Source organism: Kribbella sp. CA-245084 (assembly GCF_050942355.1).
GTDB lineage: Bacteria > Actinomycetota > Actinomycetes > Propionibacteriales > Kribbellaceae > Kribbella.
On sequence record NZ_CP192053.1, the window covers coordinates 232,030 to 252,188 of the forward strand.

Sequence of the window (20,159 nt, forward strand, 5' to 3'; positions counted from 1 at the left end):
AGGCTGCGGTGCTGTGTCCGGTCAAGATCTTTCCCCCGAGCCGTTCGAGCGTGCCGTCGCCTGTGTGATCCCGGCGAAGGACGAGGCCGACCGGATCGCGGCGACCGTCGACGCGGTGCACAAGATCATCGGGGTGGACCTGGTCGTGGTCGTCGACGACGGCTCCACGGACGGTACGGCGGAGGCTGCCGAGCGCGCCGGTGCCGTCGTGGTCCGCCACGAGCGCAACCGGGGCAAGGCCGCCGCGATGGAGACCGGCGCGGCCGCGGTCGCCGAGCGCGACGGTGCCCGCGCGCGCCACCTGCTGTTCCTCGACGCCGACCTGACCGACACCGCTTCCGGTGCGGGTCCGCTGATCGAGCCGGTGCAGACCGGCCGCGCGGACATGACCATCGGCACGTTGCCCGCGCAGGTGCGAGCCGACGGGACCAAGGCCGGCGGCCACGGCTTCGTCGTACGGCTCTCGCGCGCCGGGATCGAGGAGGCGACCGGCTGGGCCCCGGAGCAGCCGTTGTCCGGGCAGCGGTGTTTGACGCGCGCCGCGTTCGACTCCGCCGTACCGCTGGCTGCCGGGTTCGGGGTCGAGACCGCGCTGACGATCGACCTCGGTCGGAAGGGCTTCCGCATTCTCGAAGTGCCGATCGACGTTAGCCACCGGGCGACCGGGACTGATCTGCGCGGTCAACTGCACCGCGCGAAGCAGTACCTGCACGTCCGGCGCGCGCTCGCCGCACGCAGTGCGCTCCCCGCGGACGGTGGTGGCCCGTCGCTCCGCAGTCTCTTCCCGCGGAAGTCCGCGCAATGAGCACTGATCTCCAGCTCGGCCGGAAGTACGGTCGCCGGGCCGTCGCTCTCTACCTCGTCTGTACGGCGCTGGTCGTCGCGGTCGGCCTGCTCGGACCGTCCGTGGTCGTGCTCACGCTGACCGGCCGGCACCCGTGGCTCCCGTCGTACTGGTTCGACGCGCACGCCAACGACTGGCTCGTGTCGGTGATGATCTACGTTGCGATCGCGCTCGGCGGGTACGGCGTTTTCCTTGCTACCAAGGCGCTTCGGCACGGTTGGGCCCCGCGTGTCGACCGCTTGATTGCCTTGGGCATCGGTACGACGGCGGCCATCACGTTGGTGCCACCCATGGCTTCCGGCGACGTGCTGATCTACGCGGCGTACGGGCGGATCATGGCGCTCGGCGGCGACCCGTACACGGCCTCGCCGGCGGACACGATCCGGCTCGGGTACGACCCGGTCATCGCCGCGACCGAGCGGCCGTGGCAGGGCGCCCGCAGTGTGTACGGCCCGATCGCGACCTGGATCCAGTGGCTGTCGTCGCTGATCGGCGGCAACTCCGCGCAGCTCACCGTGTGGATGCTGCAGTTGTCGGTCGGGATCAGCCTGGTGGTCACCGGTCTGCTGCTGGTCAAGCTGGTCGGCAAGGATCTGCCGGCCCGGCGGCGCGTGATCATGCTCGGCCTCGCGAACCCGCTGATCCTGTGGTCGGTGCTGGCCGGCGCCCACAACGACGCGATCGCGGTGATGTTCGCGGTGATCGCGCTGGTGCTGTTCCGGCGGCACGTGTTCCTGGCAGGCATCCTGATCGGCGTCGCGGGCTGCACCAAGCTGTCGATCGGCCTGGTCGGCGTCGCCATGTTGTGGGCGCTGCGCGCGGATCGGCGGAAGGCCGCGTTCTTCTGCGGCGGCGGCGTGATCGCGATGGGCGGTCTGTACGCGATCGTCGGACTGCAAGCGTTCCAGCAGGCGCGCTCGCAGACGTCGTTCATCTCGACCGGTACGCCGCACAAGGTGCTGCTGAGCTTCTTCACCCTGTTCCTGCCGAACGGGTTGGTGCGCACCGTTCTGGCCATCCTCGCGTGGGTCGGCCTCATCATGGTCGCGATCCTGCTGACGCAGGTGTTCCCGAAGTCGCTGGTCCCGCAGACGCATCCCGACGACCCGACACCGGCCGCGATCCGGTACACCGCGATCTACGCGATCGCGTGGGTCCTCACCGCGATGTACTCACTGCCCTGGTACGACGTGATCGCCTGGGTCGCCCTCGCCGCGGTCGCCGCGTCGAAGGTGGACGGGCTGATGGTTGTTCGTACGACGATGCTCGCCATCGCGTACGTGCCGGGCCGCGATCCGAACGCGCGACAGGTCGCAGCGAGCCTGTCGGACTCGCTCGAGTTCTTCAGCGCTCGACTGCGGGACACTCTCTGCCCCGCGATCGAGCTGGCCGTGCTGATCGGGTTGATCGTCTGGGCGCGGCGCAGTGGTGCGCAGTGGTGGCCGTACGACTGGCCGCGCCGCAAACAGAAAGCCGTTCCGCAGAAGGCCGAAGCGGTGTAGTTCGCTTTAGTTCCAGAGGTCGTGGCCTGCCGCGACGGCCTTGGCGAGTACGGTCTTGACCGGCTTCTTCAGGGCGTTCGCGGCGGCCGCGACGTCGTCGTACTCCGGTTGGACGTTGACCACCTGACCGCCGTACCGCGCGATCTTGACGTGAATGCGCTGGCCCTCGACGTCGACCGTGGTGAACTCGCGGTCCGCGGCGTGCTTGCGGATGCCGAACTCGCGCAGGCCGATCGCTGACGTCTCGGACAGGATCACCGCCCGGACCGTCTCGGCCTTCGCGCTGCCGACGAGGACCGAGAGCGTGTGCGCCGGGCGGCCCTTCTTCATCAGGATCGGGGTCAGCCACGCGTCGGCCGCTCCCGCTTCCATCAGCCGGGCGAGGACCTGCGGCCAGATCCGTGGGTCGAGGTCGTCGACGTTCGTTTCGTAGACGAGCTCGGTCGCCGAACTCTCGGTCGATTCGCCGAGCACGACGCGCAGGATGTTCGGCACCTCCACCGGGTCGCGGCCGCCGGCGCCGACGCCGGTGTGCTGGATCCGCATCGGCGGGAGGGTGCCGTACTCGTTCGCAAGGCTGGCCAGCAAGGCGGCGCCGGTCGGCGTGGTCATCTCGTACGGCGCTGTGCCGCCGGTGACGGGTGCCTGTGCTTCGGACAGGATCGCGAGGACCGCCGGGCCGGGGATCGGGATCCCGCCGTGTTGCCCGCGAACCTGCCGCCCTCCGCCCAGCACGACCGTCGACACCACAATCCGGTCGAGATCCAGCGAGACAGACGCCGCAGCTACGCCGACGATGTCCGCGATCGCATCCAGCGCGCCGACCTCGTGAAAGTGCACGGTGTCCGGCTCCACGCCGTGCGCCGCAGCCTCAGCCCGAGCAAGCCGAGCGAACGTGTCGAGAGCCCGCTTCCGCACCGCATCACTGAGCTCCGCCTCCTCGAGCAACCGCCGAACATCAGCCCAAGCCCGCGTCGGCCCGGAGTGCTCGTGCCCGTCCCCGGCGTCATGCCCGTGTCCGTGTCCATGCCCATCCCCGGCGTCATGCCCGTGCCCGTGTCCGTGCCCATGCCCGGCGCCATCGTCGTGCCCATGCCCGGCGCCATCGTCGTGCCCGTGCCCGGCGCCATCGGTCTGGCCGTCCCCAGTCACGTCTGCGTGCCCGACCCCCGCCTCTGCGCCGCCGGCGTACTCGTGCCCGTCGAACTGCCCGGCGCCATCGACCTGCCCGTGCCCATCCCCAGTGTCTGGAATGTTCTCCGGGTGAGGCTCGCCGTTGACCTGGACGGTTGCTTTGGTGGCGGCTATCTGGTGGCGGGCCGTCTGCTTGACGGTGACGGACAACGACGGGTCGACGGCGGCGACGGCCGCGTTCACCGCCTTCAGGTCCGCGCCGGCCGCGATGAACGCGCCGAGGAGCATGTCCCCGGACGCACCAGCCGAGCAATCGATCCAAGCGATGCGCATCAGGCTTCCTTCGTTTCGCGCGGAACGGACTGACGAGCGACCCGAGCCGCGAACACCCCGGCCCCGAACCCGTTGTCGATGTTCACAACCGACACCCCGGGCGCACACGAGTTCAGCATCCCGAGCAGCGCAGCCAGCCCGCCGAACGAAGCGCCGTACCCGACCGACGTCGGCACAGCCACCAGCGGTACGCCGACCAGCCCGCCGACCACGCTAGGCAGCGCCCCCTCCATGCCGGCCACGACGATCAAGCAGTCCGCAGCATCGAGCCGCTCCCGCACGCCGAGCACCCGGTGCAGCCCCGCCACACCAACGTCCGTGATCACGTCCACGTGAGCGCCGAACACCCGAGCAGTCGTCGCCGCCTCAGCCGCAACCGGCGCATCCGACGTACCAGCAGCCACCACGGCGACCGTTCCGCGCAGTACGCCGGGCTCGCCCAGCACCGCCGTACGCCCGACCGGATCCACCACAGCTTCCGGCAGCGCAGCAGTCACCGCCTCCTGTGCCTCATCGGTCAGCCGGGTCGCGAGAACGGCGTGTCCGGGGTGCGTGGCGTGCAGTGTGCGGAGCAGTTCCACCACCTGAGACGGCGTCTTACCGGCTCCGTAAACGACTTCGGCGTCGCCGGTACGCTCCAACCGGTCCGTGTCGAGGCGGGCATATCCGAGGTCGTGGACGCCAGGTTGTGGGCCCTGATCAGGCAAATGTGTCACCCCGCGAATCTACGTTGCCCCGGCCCGAGGTACCGCATCCGTCCCGGCTCGCACACGCTGTGCGATCGCCTGAATACTCAGGCATAACACCTGATGCCTTAGGCTCTCGTGCGTGTCTTCGACGTTAGCCGGTGCCTTCGGGGTCGCCGCCCTGTTCGTGGCGGTGCTTGCCCTGGTCTTCGCAATCCAGGCCCTCCGGGCCCGAACCGTCACGTCGGACAAGTCCACACCGGTCGCCCTCCCGGAGCCCGAACCGCAGGCCGAACCCGAGCCCAAACCCGGCACGGTGAAGTCCGAACTGCGCAAACTCGGCAAGGAGTTGGCCGTCACCCGCGGCGAACTGAAAGAGACCTTGCAGCACCTGGCCGTCGTCCGGTACGACGCCTTCGGCGAAACCGGCGGCAAGCTGTCGTGGTCAATGGCGATCCTGGACAACAACGGCGACGGCGTCGTGCTGACGTCGATCAACAGCCGGGCCGACGCCCGCACGTACGCCAAAGAAATCAAGTCCTTCGCCAGCGAATCCAAACTCTCGCCGGAAGAAGAAGAAGCAATAGACACCCTCCACAAAGAAGCCGGCCCCACGGTGAACTGAAAGCCCCCCACGTGCTTCGCAGCCGCCTCTCGTCGCTGCGCTCCTCGGCGCGTCTGCTTCGCGCGCAACCCGCCCACCCCCCGGCTGCCGCCGGTGATTCCCTTCCGGCTGTCGCCGGGATCTGCGGGCTGCCGCCGCGGTCTCCGGCTGTCGCCGGTCTTCCGGCTATCGCCGGGTTGCGGGCTGCCGCCCTCGTGTGACTGCTAGCTGGTTGTCGTGCCGGAGCCGACGTGCGGCCGCGGAGCGTGATCCCCCGCGTGCTTCGCAGCCGCCTCTCGTCGCTGTGCTCCTCGGCGCGGCCGCTTCGCGCGCAACCCGCCCACCCTGCTGCCGCCGCGGTCTGCGGCTGTCGCCGGTTGTTCCGGCTCTCGCCGGGTGTGCGGGCTGCCGCCCTCGTGTGACGAGGTGCTGGCGGGGACCCTGGCTCCCGCTGCGGTTTCCGGCCGTCGCCGGTTGTCCGGCTATCGCCGAGTGTCGCAGGGCTGCCGCCCTCGTGCGACGGCTAGCTGGTTGTCGTGCCGGAGTCGAGGTGCTGGCGGGGCGGGTGGCCTTCGTGCTGCGCAGCTGCCTCTCGTCGCTGCGCTCCTCGGTGCGTCTGCTTCGCTCGCGACCGGACCCGGCCCGGCTGCTGCCAGGTCGTGCGGGTTGCGGCGCACGGTCGACCGGCAGCTCGTGATCCCGCCCGCTGTGGATGGGGTGGTGCAGGTGAGACCGGCCGGCGCAGTTATTCGCGGGTGGTCGGGGGCACTTCGCGCACCATTACGCAGTTGCCCAGGCCCTTGGGGCGGTCGTAGGTGAAGCCCTCGCGTTCGTACATCGTGCGGGTGCCGTTGTAGAGGAACGACGAGTTCTTCTTCCGGACTCCGCCCGTGTCGTGCGGATAGCCCTCGACCAGGCCGCCGCCGGTGTTCGCGATCAGTTCGACGGCTCCGCGGAGGGCGATCGCCGCCAGGCCCTGACCGCGATGGCCGCGTTCGACCAGGATGCAGGTGACCCGGTAGTCGGGCTGTCGCTCGGCAGTGGCGACGTACTCCTTGCGGTGCTGGATGTTGGGCAGTTCCTCGGGTGATCCGTACTCCGCCCAGGCGACGGCCTGGTCGCCGTCGTAGACCAGCGCCGCGTGCGCGATCCCGTCAACCACCAGACGTTGCTTGAGCGCCCGGTTTCCCTCAGCGGTCTGGCCCTTCTCCGCGCAGTCGGGATGGAAGTGCGTGCACCAGCAACTGGCGAACATGCCCTTGTTCCGCTCGACGAGAGCGGCGAAGTCGTCGAACGTCTCCGGCGTGAGCGCCTTGATCACGAAGTCGGACATACCGACAACGTAACCCTGATTCCGGACGTTCTACGTCCGCTTGCCAGCACACGACGCCGCTTGGGGAGGCCCGTCTACCGCCGTTTGGGAACCCGCGCCGTCAAGGCCCCAGGCTCGATCTCACAAACGAGATACCGCCCGGGCCCGATCGGGTCGCCATCCAGTTGGCGCTGGACATCCACAGCCGCGTGGATCTCCACCTTGCGTCCGGTGAAGCGCTCCAGATACATGTCGGTCCGGTTGGTCCGCGTCATCAGGCGCCACAGCACGATCGGCCACTGCGTCACCCGCCTCGGGGCGATCACAACCACATCCAGCAGCCCATCATCAGGCCGTGCGTCAGGCAGCAGTGGGATGTTGGCCTGCAGCATCCCCACATTCCCGACCACCACAGTCCGCACCCGCCGTTCGATCGGCTCGGCATCATCCAGCGCCAGCGTTACCCGCACGGACGGATGGTTGATGTTCTTCGCGGCTGACACCAAGTACGCCGTCCAGCCGATCTGCTTCTTCAGATGCGGCGGCGCGTCCGAGATGATCGCCGCGTCCAACCCCAGCCCCGCCATCACCGCGAAATGATCAGTGTCCAGCTGATCGCCATGCACCCGGACCAGGTCGATCCGTCGGTCGCGACCTTCGAGAATCCGCTCCAACGCGTCGTCGAGATCGAGCGGGATATGCAGGTTGCGGGCCAGCAGGTTGCCAGTCCCGGCGGGGATCACCCCGACCGGGATCCCGGTGTGCGCGAGTGCCGAGCAGACCACGCGGACCGTACCGTCGCCACCCGCGACCAGCACCAGGTCCGACTCGTACTCGATCGCCTGCTTGGCCATCGCGTTGCCGGCGTCGTCCTCGCGGGTCTCGAGCCACAGCGGTTCGTCGTACCCGCGGATCTCGAGGGCTCGCGTGACCTTCCGGCGGAACGCGACGCCGTCGCCGACCTTGATCGGGTTCACGATCACGGCTGCCCGCGGGGGAGCCGCCGTACCGTCGCCATCTGACGGCGTACGACGACGTCGGCGGCGCAGCCCGGGCCGCAGACCGAAACCGATCGAGGTCGCGGTCAGGATTCCCAGACCGAGCGCCCAGCCGCCGAGCACGTCCGATATGTAGTGGACGTTCAGCGCGATCCGGTCGGCCGACGCGATCCACACCACCCCGATCACCGGCAGCAGGACCAGCAGCCGGAACCGCCGCCGCCAGCCCCGCACAGACGGCAGTACGACGCCGAGCGCGCCGGCCATCACGAACGCGGCCGTGGCGTGACCGGAAACGTACGAGTAGCCACTGGTCTCGACGAGCGCCTGGGCCGGCGGCTGGCGCTCGAAGATCTGCTGGACCGTCTGGACCAGCACGAGCTCGGCGACCGCCGACGTGAGCAGCCAGAACGTCAGCAATCGGGCCCGGCGATGCCAGAGGTACGCCGCGACGATCACGATCACCGCCCGTGACGTCCACGGCAGCACGACCGCTCCGACGACCTGCCAGAAGTCGACGACGCCCTCGTGCGCGGCGCCGTACGACGCGGCCCGGTTGGCGACCGACTGGTCCCAGCGCGCCAGCGGCGACCAGTGCTCGAAGACGAGCAGCGTGATCGCCGTGAACGGCAGCGCACCCAGTACGACCGTGAGCGCACGGCCTACCTGACTGGGTGGGTGGTGGTTCATCGCCCGCTCAGATCCCCCTCTGTGGTCACCTGACGCCACCTCATCATCCCGAATAGACTTCGCCGTCCATGACACGCCCCGATACCCTCAGGGTGTGATTGACGCGAAACTGCTCCGTGAGAACCCCGATGTCGTCCGCGCGGCCCTGACCAAGCGCGGTGAGAGTACGGACCTGGTCGACCAGATTCTGGTCGCCGACAGTGAGCGTCGATCGTCCATCTCCGCTTTCGAGGCGCTCCGGGCCGAGCAGAAGTCGCTCGGCAAAGAGGTCGCTCAGGCGAAGGGCGACGAGCGGACCGCCCTGCTGGAGCGGACCAAGGTGGTGGCCGCGGACGTGAAGGCCAACGAGGCGGCTGCCAAGGAGGCCGAGCAGCGCTTCGACGAGCTCGCGAAGGCGCTACCGAACCTGGTCTCCGACGATGCCCCGGTCGGCGGCGAGGACGACTTCGTCGTAGTCGAGGAGGTCGGTAAGCCGCGTGACTTCGCCGCCGAGGGCTTCGAGCCCCGCGACCACCTCGAGCTGGGCGAGTTGCTCGGCGCGATCGACATGGAGCGCGGCGCCAAGATCTCGGGCAGCCGGTTCTACTTCCTCAAGGGCGCCGGGATGTTGCTCCAGCTCGGCATGCTCCAGCTGGCCGTCCAGCAGGCGGTGGAGAACGGCTTCACCCCGATGATCACGCCGACGCTGGTCAAGCCCGAGGTGATGGGCGGCACCGGGTACCTGTCGGCGCACGACGACGTGTACCGGCTCGAGGACCCCGAGCTGTACCTGACCGGTACGTCGGAGGTCGCGCTCGCCGGCTACCACATGGACGAGATCGTCGACCTGTCCGACGGCCCGATCCGGTACGCCGGCTGGTCGTCCTGCTACCGCAAGGAAGCCGGCTCGCACGGGAAGGACACCCGCGGGATCATCCGCGTCCACCAGTTCGACAAGGTCGAGATGTTCTCCTACTGCAGGCTCGAGGACGCCGCCGACGAGCACCTGCGGCTGCTGGCCTGGGAGAAGGAGATGCTCGACAAGATGGAGCTGAGCTACCGGGTGATCGACACCGCGACCGGTGACCTCGGCGTCTCGGCGTACCGGAAGTTCGACTGCGAGGCGTGGGTGCCGACGCAGGGCCGGTACCGCGAGCTGACGTCGACGTCGAACTGCACGGACTTCCAGGCACGCCGGCTGAACATCCGGCACCGCGACGCCGACGGCAAGACGCAGCCGGTCGCGACGCTGAACGGGACGCTGGCCACCACCCGCTGGATCGTCGCCATCCTGGAGACGCACCAGCTGGCCGACGGCTCGGTCCGGGTGCCGACAGCCCTCCAGCCGTACGTCGGCGGGCGCGAGGTCCTCGAACCGGTCGGTAAATGAGCGGGAAACCGACAGCTGTTGCCCTGGACATCGATGGCACGCTCATAGATCACGACGAGGGATTGTCGCCCGCGGTTCTCGACGCGGTACGACGTACCGCGGCGCAGGTCCCGGTCATCCTGGCCACCGGCCGGGCCTGGTCGACCACCAAACCGGTGGCCGAGCGGCTCGGCCTGCCGGCCGGCGGGTTCGTTGTCTGTAGCAACGGTGCGCGGACGATGCGGTTCCCGGACGGCGACGTCGTCGACGAGCGGACCTTCGACCCGTCGACGGTGATCACGTCGGTGCGCAAGTACGCGCCGAACGCGCGGATGGCGGTCGAGGAGTCCGACGGCACCTACCTGGTGACCGCTCCGTTCCCGGACGGCGACCTCGGCCGGGACGCGAGGATCCGCGTCGTGGGCCACGACGAGCTCGCGCCGCAGCCCGTGACCCGGTTGATCATCCGCGACCCGGACCAGTCCGAGAGCGACTTCGTCCACCTGGCGGAGCGCCTCGGCCTGCACGGCGTCAGCTACTTCGTCGGCTGGACCGCCTGGCTCGACATCGCGCCCGAGGGCGTCGACAAGTCGACCGGGTTGAAGGTCGCGCTCGCGCAGTACGACCTGGAGCCGGCCGGTCTGCTGGCGATAGGTGACGGACGCAACGATATCGAGATGCTGACGTACGCCGGTCGCGGTATCGCCATGGGTTCGGCTCCTGACGAAGTGAAGTCGGCCGCCGACGAGGTGACCAAGTCCGTCCAGGACGACGGCGTCGCCACGATACTCAACCGCTGGTTCTGATGACAGGCCTTTCGGTGAGGATCGAAAGGCTTGACGCGATCAACTTGCTGTAGGCAACCGAAAGGCCCGGAACCCCTGTCTGTACAGGAGTTCCGGGCCTCGTGTCTCCGATAGTCCGCTGGCGGGCCGAGTATCGGATCAAGCAACCCGGCTGCTGCCGGTCCGGCGTGGCTGGCACTGCTGGTCGACGACGGTGTCGAACGCGTCGAGCACAGCGGTGACCTTGGGCCGCGGCCGCGGGGTCTTGGCTGCCGGGCTCTGGCCGCGCCGCGCACGGCGCAGGTGACGCTTCACCGTCGACAGCGAGCAGCCCAGCCGCATGGCCAGGGACTCCAGGCTGTCGTTCGGGTACTGCGTGCGCAGCCGGAGGACCTCTTCGTGGCTCACCGGGCGGCGGGTGCCGCGTGCACCGGCGAGCTGGTCGAAGTCGTCGGCCTGGACCTCGACGTCGAGCAGGTTGCGGATCGAACGCCGTTGTACCGCAGTGGTTCCGGCGACGAAGCCGCTCACGTCGTGCTCGGCGACGGCGCTGTACAGGCATTCGGTGAAGAGCGGGCAGGACGCGCACAACGCCTTTGCCTCGCGGACGAGCTGTTCGTACCGCTCCCGCGTACGACGGGTGGCGGACGCGGGCGGCGGCTCTTCCATCAGGCGGTGCTGAAAGATGTCGGAACGGGCGATGCAGCCGGTCATTGCCCCCTCCTTGATGGAAGATGTGTCGACAGCCGCTCGGGAGCTACTGCCCCCCGGCCCCGCTAGGTTGGCGCTGTTGACGGTCATCAAGGCTCCCCAAGTATCGACCCGAGTGAACGAACGATGAACAACGCTCGTCCGCACGGATCCGCTGCTGATGGACCTGCGCTTTGTTGCCGGCCCACCATGTCGTCCCGGGCGCGGGACGCATCGATCCATAACTGTTGACGCCACTGCCGAGGTTTTGGTTGCAGCCAATTCCACAACAGTTCTTCGACGTTTGTGTGTGCTTCCGGAGGCGGGGCGGCATCAGTCGCGCTGATCCAGAACACGCTTAGGACGCGGCCGAACAGCCGCCGGTTCCCCACCAGACCAACGCATGAAATCACGCACCAACCGTGCCGCGCAGGGGAACTTGCTGCCTTTGCAGCATCCTGCCGTAACGGTCTGATGACGTTGTCAAAAGCTCAATCAGATAAGTCAAAAAGGGCTGAAACCGACGTCTAATTGCTTGCGCCCGGGGCGTCGGGAGGAGTAGTGCGACGCCGGCTGTGACGAGGATACGGTGGCCTGGTGACGGCTTCGCAGTACCCCCGCCTGATTGCCACCGATCTCGACGGAACGCTGGTCCGCAGCGACGGCACCGTGTCCGAGCGGACGCGCTCCGCCGTGCTCGCGGCACAGCATGCCGGAAGTGTTTTCGTGATGGTCACCGCTCGGCCACCTCGCTGGCTGCACGACCTGTCCGACCTGGTCGGCGATCACGGAATTGCGATAGTTGCCAACGGCGCTATTTTGTACGACGTCCTGCGCCGTAAGGCGATTCGGACCCGATTGATCGATCCCGCGGTCGCACTCGACGTCGCGCAAGCGATCCGTACGGCGATCCCGGACGTGCAGTTCGCGATCGAGCGACCGGACCGCTACGGACAGGAACCGGTCTACCTCAACCGCTGGCCTCAACCTGACAACACCTTGATCGCCGCGGTCGAGGAGCTACTTTCGGAGCCGGCCGCAAAACTGCTCGTCCGGCATCCGAGCCTGCACTCCGACGAGCTGCTGGCGCTCGTCGCACCGTTGGTCGGCCAACGGGTCACGGCCAGCCACAGCGGCGGTCACGGGCTGGTGGAGATCTCCGCGACCGGTGTCTCGAAGGCTGCGATGCTGGCCGATTTCGCCGCAGAGCAAGGGATCTCGGCTGCTGAGACGATCGCCTTCGGTGATTCCGTCAACGATCTGCCGATGCTCGCCTGGGCGGGTACGTCGTACGGCGTGGCCAACGCACACCCCGAAGTTCTTGCAGTAGTGGACAAAGTCTGTCCTACAAACGACGAGGACGGCGTCGCCGCCGTCCTCGAGGAGTTGTTACAGCCTTTGAAATAAGGCGTTCAGAGATACATCCCGCCGGTGCGCGGGTCTTCGGCGGTGCCGGCCTGCGGCGCGCCGGGGAAGCCCGGGTGCCCCTCGGGCAGCTGCTGCCCGCCGGGGAGCGCGCGGCGCATCTGCTCGAGCTGCTGACGCGCAGCCATCTGCTGCGCGAACAGCGCGGTCTGGATGCCGTGGAACAAGCCCTCCAGCCAGCCCACCAGCTGTGCCTGCGCGATCCGCAGCTCGGCCTCGCTCGGCGTGCTGTCGTCGGTGAAGTCGAGGCTGAGCCGCTCCAGCTCCTCGACGAGCTCCGGCGCCAGGCCGCTCTCGAGCTCCTTGATCGACGCTTCGTGGATCGAGCGCAGCCGCGCCCGGGAGGCTTCGTCGAGCGGCGCCGACTTCACCTCTTCCAGCAGCTGCCGGATCATGTTGGCGACCCGCATGACCTTGGCCGGCTGCTCGACCAGCTCGGTCACCGAACGCGGTTCGTCGTCGTGCTCGTCGCGGTCGTCCTCGGAGCGCGGCGGCCCCTCGACGGCCATGCCGTCCGGCCCGACGATCAGCACCTTGCCGTCCTCGGTCCTCGCCCCGGCCATCGGAACTTCCTGGCCCTCGCTGCTGCTCTCGCTCATTGGCCCATCCTAGGCGTGTCCCCTATGACGCCCGGGCGCGGTGGCGGCGTACGGCGTCGCGGTTGGCGCAGGTGGGGCTGCAGTAGCGCTGGCGTCCGGTGCGGGACAGGTCGGCGTACACGTTGTCGCAGCCGTCGGTGGCGCAGCGGCCGAGTCGGGTGATGCCGCGACCCGCCAGGTGCAGCGCCGTACCCGTGCTGATCAGCGTCGCGACCAGCCGCCCGACCGGGACGTTCATCGGGCGGTAGTGCATGTGCCAACCGTCGTCCGCGTGGTTGGTGAGCCGTGGATGCTCGGTGTACTTCGCGAGCATCGCGTTCACCAGGTCGACCCGCGTCTGTTCGTCCTCCGCATCCACGACCTGCAGCCACTCCTCGAGCGCGGTCTCGACGGCCGCCAGATCATCGGCGGTGACGCGACGCTCGCGCACGAGCCGGTTGTCGACGCCGCTCTCCTCGCATCGCTCGGCCAGCTCCTCCGGCGTGGTGGCCGGCCGCGTGACCAGGTTGACCGCCAGCAGAACGGCGTCCGCGCCGTAAGGGTTGAGATGCATAATGCCATTACATCACGATGGGTGCATGACAGAAACCCATCGGCATCGCTGGAGTGCAGTCTCTGCCCACCAAGTCAGTGAGGGCCTGGTCGTGTACCAGCGGTGCGCTTGCGGCCAATGGCGCATCACCAGCACGCCGCCGTACCCCGTCGCGTACCCCGAGGTTGCGATCAGTCCTTCGCGGTAAGGCGGCGGACGAGGCGCGCGGTGGTCGCGTCGACGTCGTACGGATGGCCGGTGCCCGGGGTCAGTTGGTCGAGGATCAGGCCGTCGATCGCGAAGTGCAGCAGGCGAATCTCCTCGGCTCCGCCCGGCAGGCCGGCGTTCGAGTTGAACGCGACATCCGCGTCGAAGCCCTGCCGGATCGTCCGCGACAGGATCTCGCTCAGGCCTGGGCGGCGGGCGGCTTCCAGGCGGAGCTCCAGTAGAGCGAGTGAGAGCTCAGGACGCCCGAGCAGCCGCTCGACGATGTAGCGCACGTAGTCGGTCATCAGGTCGACATCCGGCTTGCGCTTGGCCAGTGGCTCGAGCACGTCCGGGTCCGGCGCGAGCCGCTCGAAGATCCGCTCGCCGAGGGCGCCGAGCAACGCGTCGCGGGTCTTGAAGTAGTTGGACGCCGTACCGGCCGGGAGCCCGGCAGCGGCGTCGACGGCTCTATGAGTGAGCCCGCGGGCGCCGGCCTCGGCGAGGACGGCCAGGCCGGCGTCGGCGAGCTGGGTACGGCGTTCCGGATTCCGCGGCATGTTGACAGGCTAGCAGGGTTCCACTACAACTGTCGTACACAACAACGACAGCTGTAGTAGTCAGGAGAACATATGCAACCCGCGGCATTCGGCGCGACCGTGGTCACCGACCGGCCTTCGGAGGTCGCCGCCTTCTACACGCAGTACCTGGACCTCCAGGTCGGCATCGACCTCGGCTGGTTCATCACACTTCGCCGAGGTACGGCGGACTGGGAGCTCGCGATCTGCGAGCGGGGACACCCGACCGTTCCGGCAGCGGTGTCGGCGCAGACCGAGAGCGGATCCGTCTTCGGCTTCGTCGTCGACGACGCGGACAAGGTCGCCGCTTTGCTGGTCGAAGGTGGCGTCCGGCTCGAGACCGAGCCGGTGACCGAGGTGTTCGGCCAGCGGCACTTCTTCGTCCGCGACCCGGCCGGTACGTGGCTCGACGTGATCCAGTTGGTCGAGCCCGACCCCGCATGGGTGGCGGCGAACCTGCCTACACCGTGAGCAGGATCTTGCCGAGGTGGTTGGACTGCTCGAGGGCTCGATGCGCCTCAGCCACCTCGGCGAGCGGGAAGGTGGAGTGCACGATCGGGCGGACCTTCTTCTCCGCGATCAGCGGCCAGACGTGGCCGACGACCTCGGCGAGGATCTGGCCCTTGTTCTCGACCGAGCGGAACCGCAGGCCGGTGGCGATGATCGAGCCGCGACGGCTCATCAGCCGACCGAGGTCGAGCTCGCCCTTCGCGCCGCCCTGCATCCCGATCACGACCAGGCGTCCGTCGTACGCGAGTGACTTCACGTTGTCGGTCAGGTACTTCGCGCCCATGATGTCGAGGATCACGTCGGCGCCGGCGTTCTTCGTCGCCTCCTGCACGACCGAGGCCCACTCGGCTTCCTTGTAGTTGATGGCGACGTCCGCACCGAGCAGGGTGGAGAACTCCATCTTCTCCTTGCTGCCGACCGTGGTCAGCACCCGCGCGCCGTGCGCGACCGCGAGCTGGATCGCCATCGAGCCGATCCCGGACGAGCCGCCGTGCACCAGCAGGGTTTCGCCGGCCTTGAGGTGCGCGGTCATGAAGATGTTCGACCAGACGGTCGCCACGACCTCGGGCAGCGCGGCGGCGCTCACCAGATCAAGGCCGTCCGGGACGGGCATCACCTGCGGAGCGGGGACGGCGACCTTCTCGGCGTACCCGCCGCCGGCGAGCAGCGCGCAGCACTCGTCGCCGACGGACCAGCCCTCGACCTCGGCGCCGACTGCGGAGATCCGGCCGGACACCTCGAGCCCGATCGTGCCCGGGGCGCCGGGCGGCGGCGGGTAGAAGCCCTGCCGCTGCATGAGATCGGCCCGGTTTACACCCGCGGCGACGACGTCGATGACGACCTCGTCGACGGCTGGTTGCGGGTCCGGGATCTCGCCGACCCGGAGGACCTCGATTCCGCCGGCACCCTCACACACGACAGCTCGCATGGCCCACAACTTACCCTCAGGTCGCGACCAGCCGCTCCATGTCCCGGGCCACGCACAAGCCGTCAGAGTTGCGACTCAAGGACGCCGGGCCACCACGATGTCACGCACGATCGCCTGGTCGACCCTGTGGACGAAGTCGGAGTACGGAGGCTCATCCAGCGGCTCGAGCCCAGCGGCGGCCAGGATCTCTGTCGCCGCCGAGCGGCGCGCGACGTTGGTGTTCCACGCAATTCCCAGCGCCCCGCCCGAACGCAAGAGCCCGGCCCACGTCGGGACCGCTGCCTTGAGCAGATCGATCGGACTCCGATGCAGGCCACTCTCGGCCGTGCGACTGCCGTGCTGCACGCCGTACGGCGCGTCGGTCACGACCAGATCGAAACTCCCGGGGCGGTGGAACTCCAGCGCCTTGGTGGTGTCGGCATTGACATACGAGAGCGTCAGCGCCTCGCCGGCTTTCCAGCCCTCCTTGGTCAGACCGAGCGAGACCTCGAGCCGACGTGCAACCACCTCGTGCTCACGGCGAACCCGGGCGACGGACGCATCGTGCTTGAGACGTTTTCGCTTGAGCCAGGTCTGGATGAACGTGGCGTAGGCATCGAAGTCCTTGCGGTCCAGATCGACGCCCGCGGCGTCGAAGCCGTACATGAGCGCCTGGTTCATCGTGGTTCCGCGGCCGCACAGCGGATCGATCACGCTGAATTTGCGATCCAGCATCTGTTCGGCGAATCTCGACGAAAGCAATGTGACGTTGAGCAGGAGCTTGGTGAAGAGCTCGTTGGTCTTTCCTTGATACTTCTGAATGCTGATCAGGTCGCTGTCCAGTTTGTCCAGCGACTGTAAATAGACCGGCTCGAGAAATTTCCCGTCGACCCGGAACAGCGCGTAGATCGACGACAGGTTGGCGAGCAGGGCGACGTCGCGGTCGCTCAGCTCGTCGGACTCGAACGTGATGTAGGGGATGCCGCCGATCGACGTCTGGGCAACGTTCTGCACCGCCGAGCCCAGCGCAACCTGGCTGAACAACGAAAGCTCAGCCATCGTCAGCGCTGCCGACGACTCGGCATAAACCCGATTTGTCGCCGGGAGTATGAGTATTGCGTATTCGGCCATATCTCCCGCAAAGTTCATTGGCTTGGTGGCTGACCGGAATTCTACCGCAGCCGTATCTCACCTTCCTGAATGCCAATTGCTCTGCAAGTCAGTCGTCCAGGTCGGCCCAGGTGTCGACATCGTCGCCGGCGCGCGTCGGCGCGGTCCAGGTCAGGTTGAGTCCCGCGAGCGTACGGCGTACCGACTTGTCCCGCGGATCGCCTCCGCGCTGGATCGCGTCGTGGAGCGCGGTACGGCGGTACGCCGTCGCGAGCTGCTGCTCCTGTCCGGACGTGTCGCGCAGCCCGTACCCGTCGTACTCGCCGAGCCCGTCGACCAGCGTCGTCACGTCGTCCTTCGTCAACCAGGGCAGGTCGCAGCTGACCACCACGACAACTGGCGCCGTACCTCGCTGTAGTCCGGCCGCCAGCCCCGCGACGGGCCCACCCGCCGGCGGATCCTCCACGGTCCAGTCGACGGCGCGGTACGTCGTACGCACCGGTCCGACCACTACCGTCTGCGCCGCATCTGCCGTTGCTGTCAGCACCCGATCCAGCAGCGTCATCCCGTCGAGCACCAACATCGCCTTGTCCACCCCACCGAACCGAGTGGACCCGCCCCCAGCCAGCACCACCGCGTCAAACTCCACGGAGGCAGTCTCGCATTCGAGTTGTGCGGCACCATGGAGAGATGAGGATCGCTGTGGTGCAGACCGCCAGTGGCTATGACAAGGCTGCCAACCGGGACCTGGTCAGTCGGCTGGTTGCGGACGCCGTACAGGGACGGCCTGATCTCGTTGTGCTGCCGGAGGCGATGATGTCCGACTTCGCTGTCGAGGGTGAGTCGGTGGCTGAGGCGGCCGAGTCGCTCGACGGTGAGTTCGTGGCGACGCTGCGGAAGGCTGCGGTCGAGCACAGCGTGGCGATCGTGGCCGGCATGTTCGAGCGCAGCTGTGACCAGCACCGTCCGTACAACACCCTGCTGGCCGTCGGTGCGGACGGCGCACTGCTCGGTGCGTACCGCAAGATCCACCTGTACGACGCGTTCGGGTACAAGGAGTCCGACCAGCTCACCGCGGGCGATGTAGCTCCGGTGGTGGTGCAGGTCGGCGACCGGAAGCTCGGACTGATGACCTGCTACGACCTGCGCTTCCCGGAGCTCTCCCGCGCGCTGATGGACGCTGGAGCGGAGGTGCTCGTCGTCCCCGCGGCCTGGGTACGCGGACCGCTCAAAGAGCACCACTGGACCACTCTGCTCACTGCGCGCGCAGTGGAGAACACCTGCTACGTCGCAGCCGCCGCACAGAACGGCAAGAAGTACTGCGGCCTCAGCCAAGTCGTGGACCCGCAGGGCGTCGCACTGGCCTCGGTGGGCGAGTCGGACGGACATGTGTTCGCCGAGATCACGGGCGAGCGGCTGGCCGACGTACGCAAACGCAACCCGTCTCTCCAGAACCGCCGGTACTCCGTCACGCCACGCTGATCGCCCAACGCGCGGACCGGCTGGTCCGAAACGGTCACTGACACGTTAACCTCCTGGCGTGGTGGATGCGTTTGATCTGGAGCATCACGGTGATCTAGAGGTCGGCGAGGGTCTCGTCGACCTCGCTGTCAACGTTCGTGCGGGCACTCCGCCGCCCTGGCTGGTCGATGCGATCACGGCGAGCCTGACGGAGCTCGCGGCGTACCCGCGTCCTGGGGCTGCGGTCAACGCGGTCGCGCGGCGCCATGGCGTGTCGCCGGATCGAGTGCTGCTCACCGCGGGGGCTGCGGAGGCGTTCGTGCTGATCGCGCGGGCCTTCCGGCCACGGCATCCGGTCGTCGTTCATCCTCAATTCACCGAGCCCGAGGCAGCGCTGCGCTCGGCCGGTCACCTGGTCGACCGGGTGATCCTGCGGCCCGAGGACGGGTTCGTGCTGGACCCGTCCGCCGTACCGCGGGATGCCGATCTGGTCGTCATCGGCAACCCCACCAACCCGACCTCGGTGCTGCACCCGGCCGACTCGCTGCGTGAACTGGCGCGGCCCGACCGGATCCTGGTCGTCGACGAGGCGTTCATGGACGCCGTACCGGGTGAGCCCGAGTCGCTCGCCTGTGCGTCGATCCCAGGGCTCGTGGTGGTGCGCAGTCTGACCAAGACCTGGGGACTTGCCGGGCTGCGGGTCGGATATGTGCTCGCGGCGCCGAGTTTGATCGAACAATTGTCAGCCGTTCAACCTCAGTGGCCGGTGTCCACTCCTGCTCTCGCGGCGGCAATTGCCTGCAGCAACGAGCGTGCTGTCATGGAAGCGGCACAGGCCGCGCTGGACATTTCCCGGCAGCGTGCCCACCTGCTTGACAAGCTCGGAACGGCGGATGGCCTTTCGACGTACGGCGTGGCGTCGGCGCCGTTCGTTCTCGCCCACGTTCGCGGTGCCGCGGAACTGCGGGAATCCCTGCGTGCACAGGGGTTTGCGGTCCGTCGCGGGGATACGTTCCCCGGGCTGGGGCCGGACTGGTTGCGGATCGCAGTACGGCCTGAGGATGTCACCGACGGGTTCGTGAAGGTACTCGCGGATCTCCTTCGCTGAACTGTTCCGGTACCCGCTGCTCAATCGAGTTGGCGCTGTAACGCTGGAGGGGTTTAGCGGAGCTCCACTTTGCGCACAAGATGGCCAGGGTGCCCCATTGACGATGTCCCGGGCATCTTTCTGGCCATTCGCGAAGGGAGCAGCACAATGGGTCTCAGCGACGACGACATGAACACCTCATCCGAAGGTGGCGAAGGCTTGGCCGACGGGGGCGCCAACGTCGGCGGCACCGATGGTGGAGCCGACGGCGGTGCGGGCGGCAACACGTCCGGCGGGTACGGCGACTCCTCCTCCTCCTCCTCCTCCGACGGCGGGACCGGGGAAGGCCCGGCTGACGGCGGTGCCTCGCAGGGCGCGCAGGACGGCGGCGCCGATGGCGGTGCAGGAGACGGCGCAGGCGGCGGCTCAGGCAACTACGGCGAAGGCACCGCAGACGGCGGCGCCAACGAGGGCGCAAGCGACGGCGGCGCTGACGGCGGCGCGGGCGACAACACGTCCGGCGGTGCGGGCGACAACACGTCCGGCGGCTACGGCGACAGCTCGTCCTCCGACAACGGCGCTGACGGCGGAGCCGATGGTGGCGCTAGCGGCGGCGCCGATGGTGGCGCGGGCGGCGGCTCCGGCGAAGGTCTGGCTGATGGTGGCGCCTCGCAGGGTGGGCAGGATGGCGGCGCGGACGGCGGCGCCGACGGCGAAGGCACCGCGGACGGCGGCGCAAACCCAAGCAGCTCCGACGGCGGCGCAGACGGCGGTGCCGGCAGCGGCCAAGGCGGCGGCGGGAACTCCGGAAGCTGGTGAC

At 68.2% G+C, this 20,159-nt stretch carries 21 protein-coding genes; 10 read left to right on the top strand and 11 right to left on the bottom strand.

Annotated elements, in window-relative coordinates:
* The first annotated feature begins 13 nt into the window (after positions 1–13).
* Together ACQPYH_RS01150 and ACQPYH_RS01155 are read left to right on the top strand one after the other, a co-directional pair.
* Entirely contained in the window at positions 14–805 is a 792-nt protein-coding gene (locus ACQPYH_RS01150; protein WP_432885293.1) for a glycosyltransferase family 2 protein, read from the top strand.
* On the top strand, positions 802–2,346 hold the full coding sequence (locus ACQPYH_RS01155; RefSeq protein WP_432885295.1) for a DUF2029 domain-containing protein: 1,545 nt from the start codon (positions 802–804) through the stop codon (positions 2,344–2,346). The genes ACQPYH_RS01150 and ACQPYH_RS01155 overlap by 4 nt, the downstream gene beginning before the upstream one ends.
* A gap of 6 nt (positions 2,347–2,352) precedes the next feature.
* On the opposite strand, the gene larC is transcribed toward ACQPYH_RS01155, so the two are convergent.
* Together larC and larB are read right to left on the bottom strand one after the other, a co-directional pair.
* Entirely contained in the window at positions 2,353–3,813 is a 1,461-nt protein-coding gene (larC, locus tag ACQPYH_RS01160; RefSeq protein WP_432885298.1) for a nickel pincer cofactor biosynthesis protein LarC, read from the bottom strand.
* On the bottom strand, positions 3,813–4,529 hold the full coding sequence (gene larB, locus ACQPYH_RS01165; RefSeq protein ID WP_432885301.1) for a nickel pincer cofactor biosynthesis protein LarB: 717 nt from the start codon (positions 4,527–4,529) through the stop codon (positions 3,813–3,815). Before larB ends, larC begins: the two co-directional genes overlap by 1 nt.
* 112 nt (positions 4,530–4,641) lie before the next feature.
* Here larB and ACQPYH_RS01170 point away from each other — a divergent pair, with 112 nt between their 5' ends.
* Complete coding sequence (locus ACQPYH_RS01170) at positions 4,642–5,124, top strand: DUF4446 family protein (protein WP_432885304.1); 483 nt, start codon at positions 4,642–4,644, stop codon at positions 5,122–5,124.
* A gap of 724 nt (positions 5,125–5,848) precedes the next feature.
* Here the strand turns inward: ACQPYH_RS01170 and ACQPYH_RS01175 are convergent.
* On the bottom strand, positions 5,849–6,436 hold the full coding sequence (locus ACQPYH_RS01175) for a GNAT family N-acetyltransferase (protein WP_432885306.1): 588 nt from the start codon (positions 6,434–6,436) through the stop codon (positions 5,849–5,851).
* A gap of 74 nt (positions 6,437–6,510) precedes the next feature.
* Positions 6,511–8,103, bottom strand: coding sequence for a diacylglycerol kinase family protein (locus ACQPYH_RS01180; RefSeq protein ID WP_432885308.1), 1,593 nt, complete (start codon positions 8,101–8,103; stop codon positions 6,511–6,513).
* Between the two features lie 94 nt (positions 8,104–8,197).
* Between ACQPYH_RS01180 and serS the strand changes: the two genes are divergently transcribed.
* Together serS and ACQPYH_RS01190 are read left to right on the top strand one after the other, a co-directional pair.
* The gene (gene serS, locus ACQPYH_RS01185) at positions 8,198–9,472 is read left to right on the top strand and encodes a serine--tRNA ligase (protein WP_432885310.1); all 1,275 of its coding nucleotides are present in this window, start codon (positions 8,198–8,200) and stop codon (positions 9,470–9,472) included.
* Positions 9,469–10,257 (top strand): HAD family hydrolase, encoded by a 789-nt coding sequence (locus ACQPYH_RS01190; RefSeq protein WP_432885312.1) that lies wholly within the window; start codon positions 9,469–9,471, stop codon positions 10,255–10,257. The genes serS and ACQPYH_RS01190 overlap by 4 nt, the downstream gene beginning before the upstream one ends.
* A 138-nt stretch (positions 10,258–10,395) precedes the next feature.
* Here the strand turns inward: ACQPYH_RS01190 and ACQPYH_RS01195 are convergent, their stop codons facing one another.
* Positions 10,396–10,950, bottom strand: a complete 555-nt coding sequence (locus ACQPYH_RS01195; protein WP_432885315.1) for a WhiB family transcriptional regulator — start codon at positions 10,948–10,950, stop codon at positions 10,396–10,398.
* Positions 10,951–11,523: 573 nt separating this feature from the next.
* Here ACQPYH_RS01195 and ACQPYH_RS01200 point away from each other — a divergent pair.
* Positions 11,524–12,333, top strand: a complete 810-nt coding sequence (locus ACQPYH_RS01200; protein WP_432885318.1) for an HAD family hydrolase — start codon at positions 11,524–11,526, stop codon at positions 12,331–12,333.
* 5 nt (positions 12,334–12,338) lie between these two features.
* Here ACQPYH_RS01200 and ACQPYH_RS01205 read toward each other — a convergent pair whose 3' ends face one another.
* The 3 genes from ACQPYH_RS01205 to ACQPYH_RS01215 all read right to left on the bottom strand — a co-directional run bounded on the left by ACQPYH_RS01205 (position 12,339) and on the right by ACQPYH_RS01215 (position 14,246).
* Entirely contained in the window at positions 12,339–12,950 is a 612-nt protein-coding gene (locus tag ACQPYH_RS01205; protein ID WP_432885321.1) for a bacterial proteasome activator family protein, read from the bottom strand.
* A 22-nt stretch (positions 12,951–12,972) separates the two neighbouring features.
* Entirely contained in the window at positions 12,973–13,503 is a 531-nt protein-coding gene (locus ACQPYH_RS01210) for a CGNR zinc finger domain-containing protein (RefSeq protein WP_432885324.1), read from the bottom strand.
* A 170-nt stretch (positions 13,504–13,673) separates the two neighbouring features.
* Positions 13,674–14,246: a TetR/AcrR family transcriptional regulator gene (locus ACQPYH_RS01215; RefSeq protein WP_432885326.1), complete on the bottom strand. Its 573-nt coding sequence runs from the start codon at positions 14,244–14,246 to the stop codon at positions 13,674–13,676.
* Positions 14,247–14,318: 72 nt separating this feature from the next.
* On the opposite strand from ACQPYH_RS01215, the gene ACQPYH_RS01220 reads away from it, so the two are divergent.
* Positions 14,319–14,735: a VOC family protein gene (locus ACQPYH_RS01220; RefSeq protein ID WP_432885329.1), complete on the top strand. Its 417-nt coding sequence runs from the start codon at positions 14,319–14,321 to the stop codon at positions 14,733–14,735.
* Here ACQPYH_RS01220 and ACQPYH_RS01225 read toward each other — a convergent pair.
* The 3 genes from ACQPYH_RS01225 to mobA all read right to left on the bottom strand — a co-directional run bounded on the left by ACQPYH_RS01225 (position 14,725) and on the right by mobA (position 17,440).
* Complete coding sequence (locus tag ACQPYH_RS01225; protein ID WP_432885332.1) at positions 14,725–15,702, bottom strand: NAD(P)H-quinone oxidoreductase; 978 nt, start codon at positions 15,700–15,702, stop codon at positions 14,725–14,727. The two genes, ACQPYH_RS01220 and ACQPYH_RS01225, sit on opposite strands and share 11 nt — an antisense overlap.
* A gap of 75 nt (positions 15,703–15,777) precedes the next feature.
* Positions 15,778–16,740, bottom strand: a complete 963-nt coding sequence (locus tag ACQPYH_RS01230; RefSeq protein ID WP_432885335.1) for a TRM11 family SAM-dependent methyltransferase — start codon at positions 16,738–16,740, stop codon at positions 15,778–15,780.
* A gap of 160 nt (positions 16,741–16,900) precedes the next feature.
* Entirely contained in the window at positions 16,901–17,440 is a 540-nt protein-coding gene (gene mobA, locus ACQPYH_RS01235; RefSeq protein WP_432885338.1) for a molybdenum cofactor guanylyltransferase, read from the bottom strand.
* A 41-nt stretch (positions 17,441–17,481) separates the two neighbouring features.
* Between mobA and ACQPYH_RS01240 the strand changes: the two genes are divergently transcribed.
* The 3 genes from ACQPYH_RS01240 to ACQPYH_RS01250 all read left to right on the top strand — a co-directional run bounded on the left by ACQPYH_RS01240 (position 17,482) and on the right by ACQPYH_RS01250 (position 20,158).
* A complete protein-coding gene (locus tag ACQPYH_RS01240) occupies positions 17,482–18,273 on the top strand; it encodes a carbon-nitrogen hydrolase family protein (protein WP_432885341.1) in 792 nt (263 codons plus the stop codon).
* Between the two features lie 58 nt (positions 18,274–18,331).
* Positions 18,332–19,360 (top strand): Rv2231c family pyridoxal phosphate-dependent protein CobC, encoded by a 1,029-nt coding sequence (cobC, locus tag ACQPYH_RS01245; RefSeq protein WP_432885343.1) that lies wholly within the window; start codon positions 18,332–18,334, stop codon positions 19,358–19,360.
* 147 nt (positions 19,361–19,507) lie between these two features.
* Entirely contained in the window at positions 19,508–20,158 is a 651-nt protein-coding gene (locus ACQPYH_RS01250; RefSeq protein WP_432885346.1) for a BatC protein, read from the top strand.
* Position 20,159: the final 1 nt, after the last annotated feature.

Excerpts from the sequence above, each read along its gene's own strand:
- ACQPYH_RS01155 (WP_432885295.1), top strand. The coding sequence starts at position 802 with ATGAGCACTGATCTCCAGCTCGGCCGGAAGTACGGTCGCCGGGCCGTC.
- larC (WP_432885298.1), bottom strand. The coding sequence starts at position 3,813 with ATGCGCATCGCTTGGATCGATTGCTCGGCTGGTGCGTCCGGGGACATG.
- ACQPYH_RS01175 (WP_432885306.1), bottom strand. The coding sequence starts at position 6,436 with ATGTCCGACTTCGTGATCAAGGCGCTCACGCCGGAGACGTTCGACGAC.
- ACQPYH_RS01180 (WP_432885308.1), bottom strand. The coding sequence starts at position 8,103 with ATGAACCACCACCCACCCAGTCAGGTAGGCCGTGCGCTCACGGTCGTA.
- ACQPYH_RS01190 (WP_432885312.1), top strand. The coding sequence starts at position 9,469 with ATGAGCGGGAAACCGACAGCTGTTGCCCTGGACATCGATGGCACGCTC.
- ACQPYH_RS01195 (WP_432885315.1), bottom strand. The coding sequence starts at position 10,950 with ATGACCGGCTGCATCGCCCGTTCCGACATCTTTCAGCACCGCCTGATG.
- ACQPYH_RS01205 (WP_432885321.1), bottom strand. The coding sequence starts at position 12,950 with ATGAGCGAGAGCAGCAGCGAGGGCCAGGAAGTTCCGATGGCCGGGGCG.
- ACQPYH_RS01210 (WP_432885324.1), bottom strand. The coding sequence starts at position 13,503 with ATGCATCTCAACCCTTACGGCGCGGACGCCGTTCTGCTGGCGGTCAAC.
- ACQPYH_RS01215 (WP_432885326.1), bottom strand. The coding sequence starts at position 14,246 with ATGCCGCGGAATCCGGAACGCCGTACCCAGCTCGCCGACGCCGGCCTG.
- ACQPYH_RS01220 (WP_432885329.1), top strand. The coding sequence starts at position 14,319 with ATGCAACCCGCGGCATTCGGCGCGACCGTGGTCACCGACCGGCCTTCG.
- ACQPYH_RS01225 (WP_432885332.1), bottom strand. The coding sequence starts at position 15,702 with ATGCGAGCTGTCGTGTGTGAGGGTGCCGGCGGAATCGAGGTCCTCCGG.
- ACQPYH_RS01230 (WP_432885335.1), bottom strand. The coding sequence starts at position 16,740 with ATGGCTGAGCTTTCGTTGTTCAGCCAGGTTGCGCTGGGCTCGGCGGTG.
- ACQPYH_RS01240 (WP_432885341.1), top strand. The coding sequence starts at position 17,482 with ATGAGGATCGCTGTGGTGCAGACCGCCAGTGGCTATGACAAGGCTGCC.
- ACQPYH_RS01250 (WP_432885346.1), top strand. The coding sequence starts at position 19,508 with ATGGGTCTCAGCGACGACGACATGAACACCTCATCCGAAGGTGGCGAA.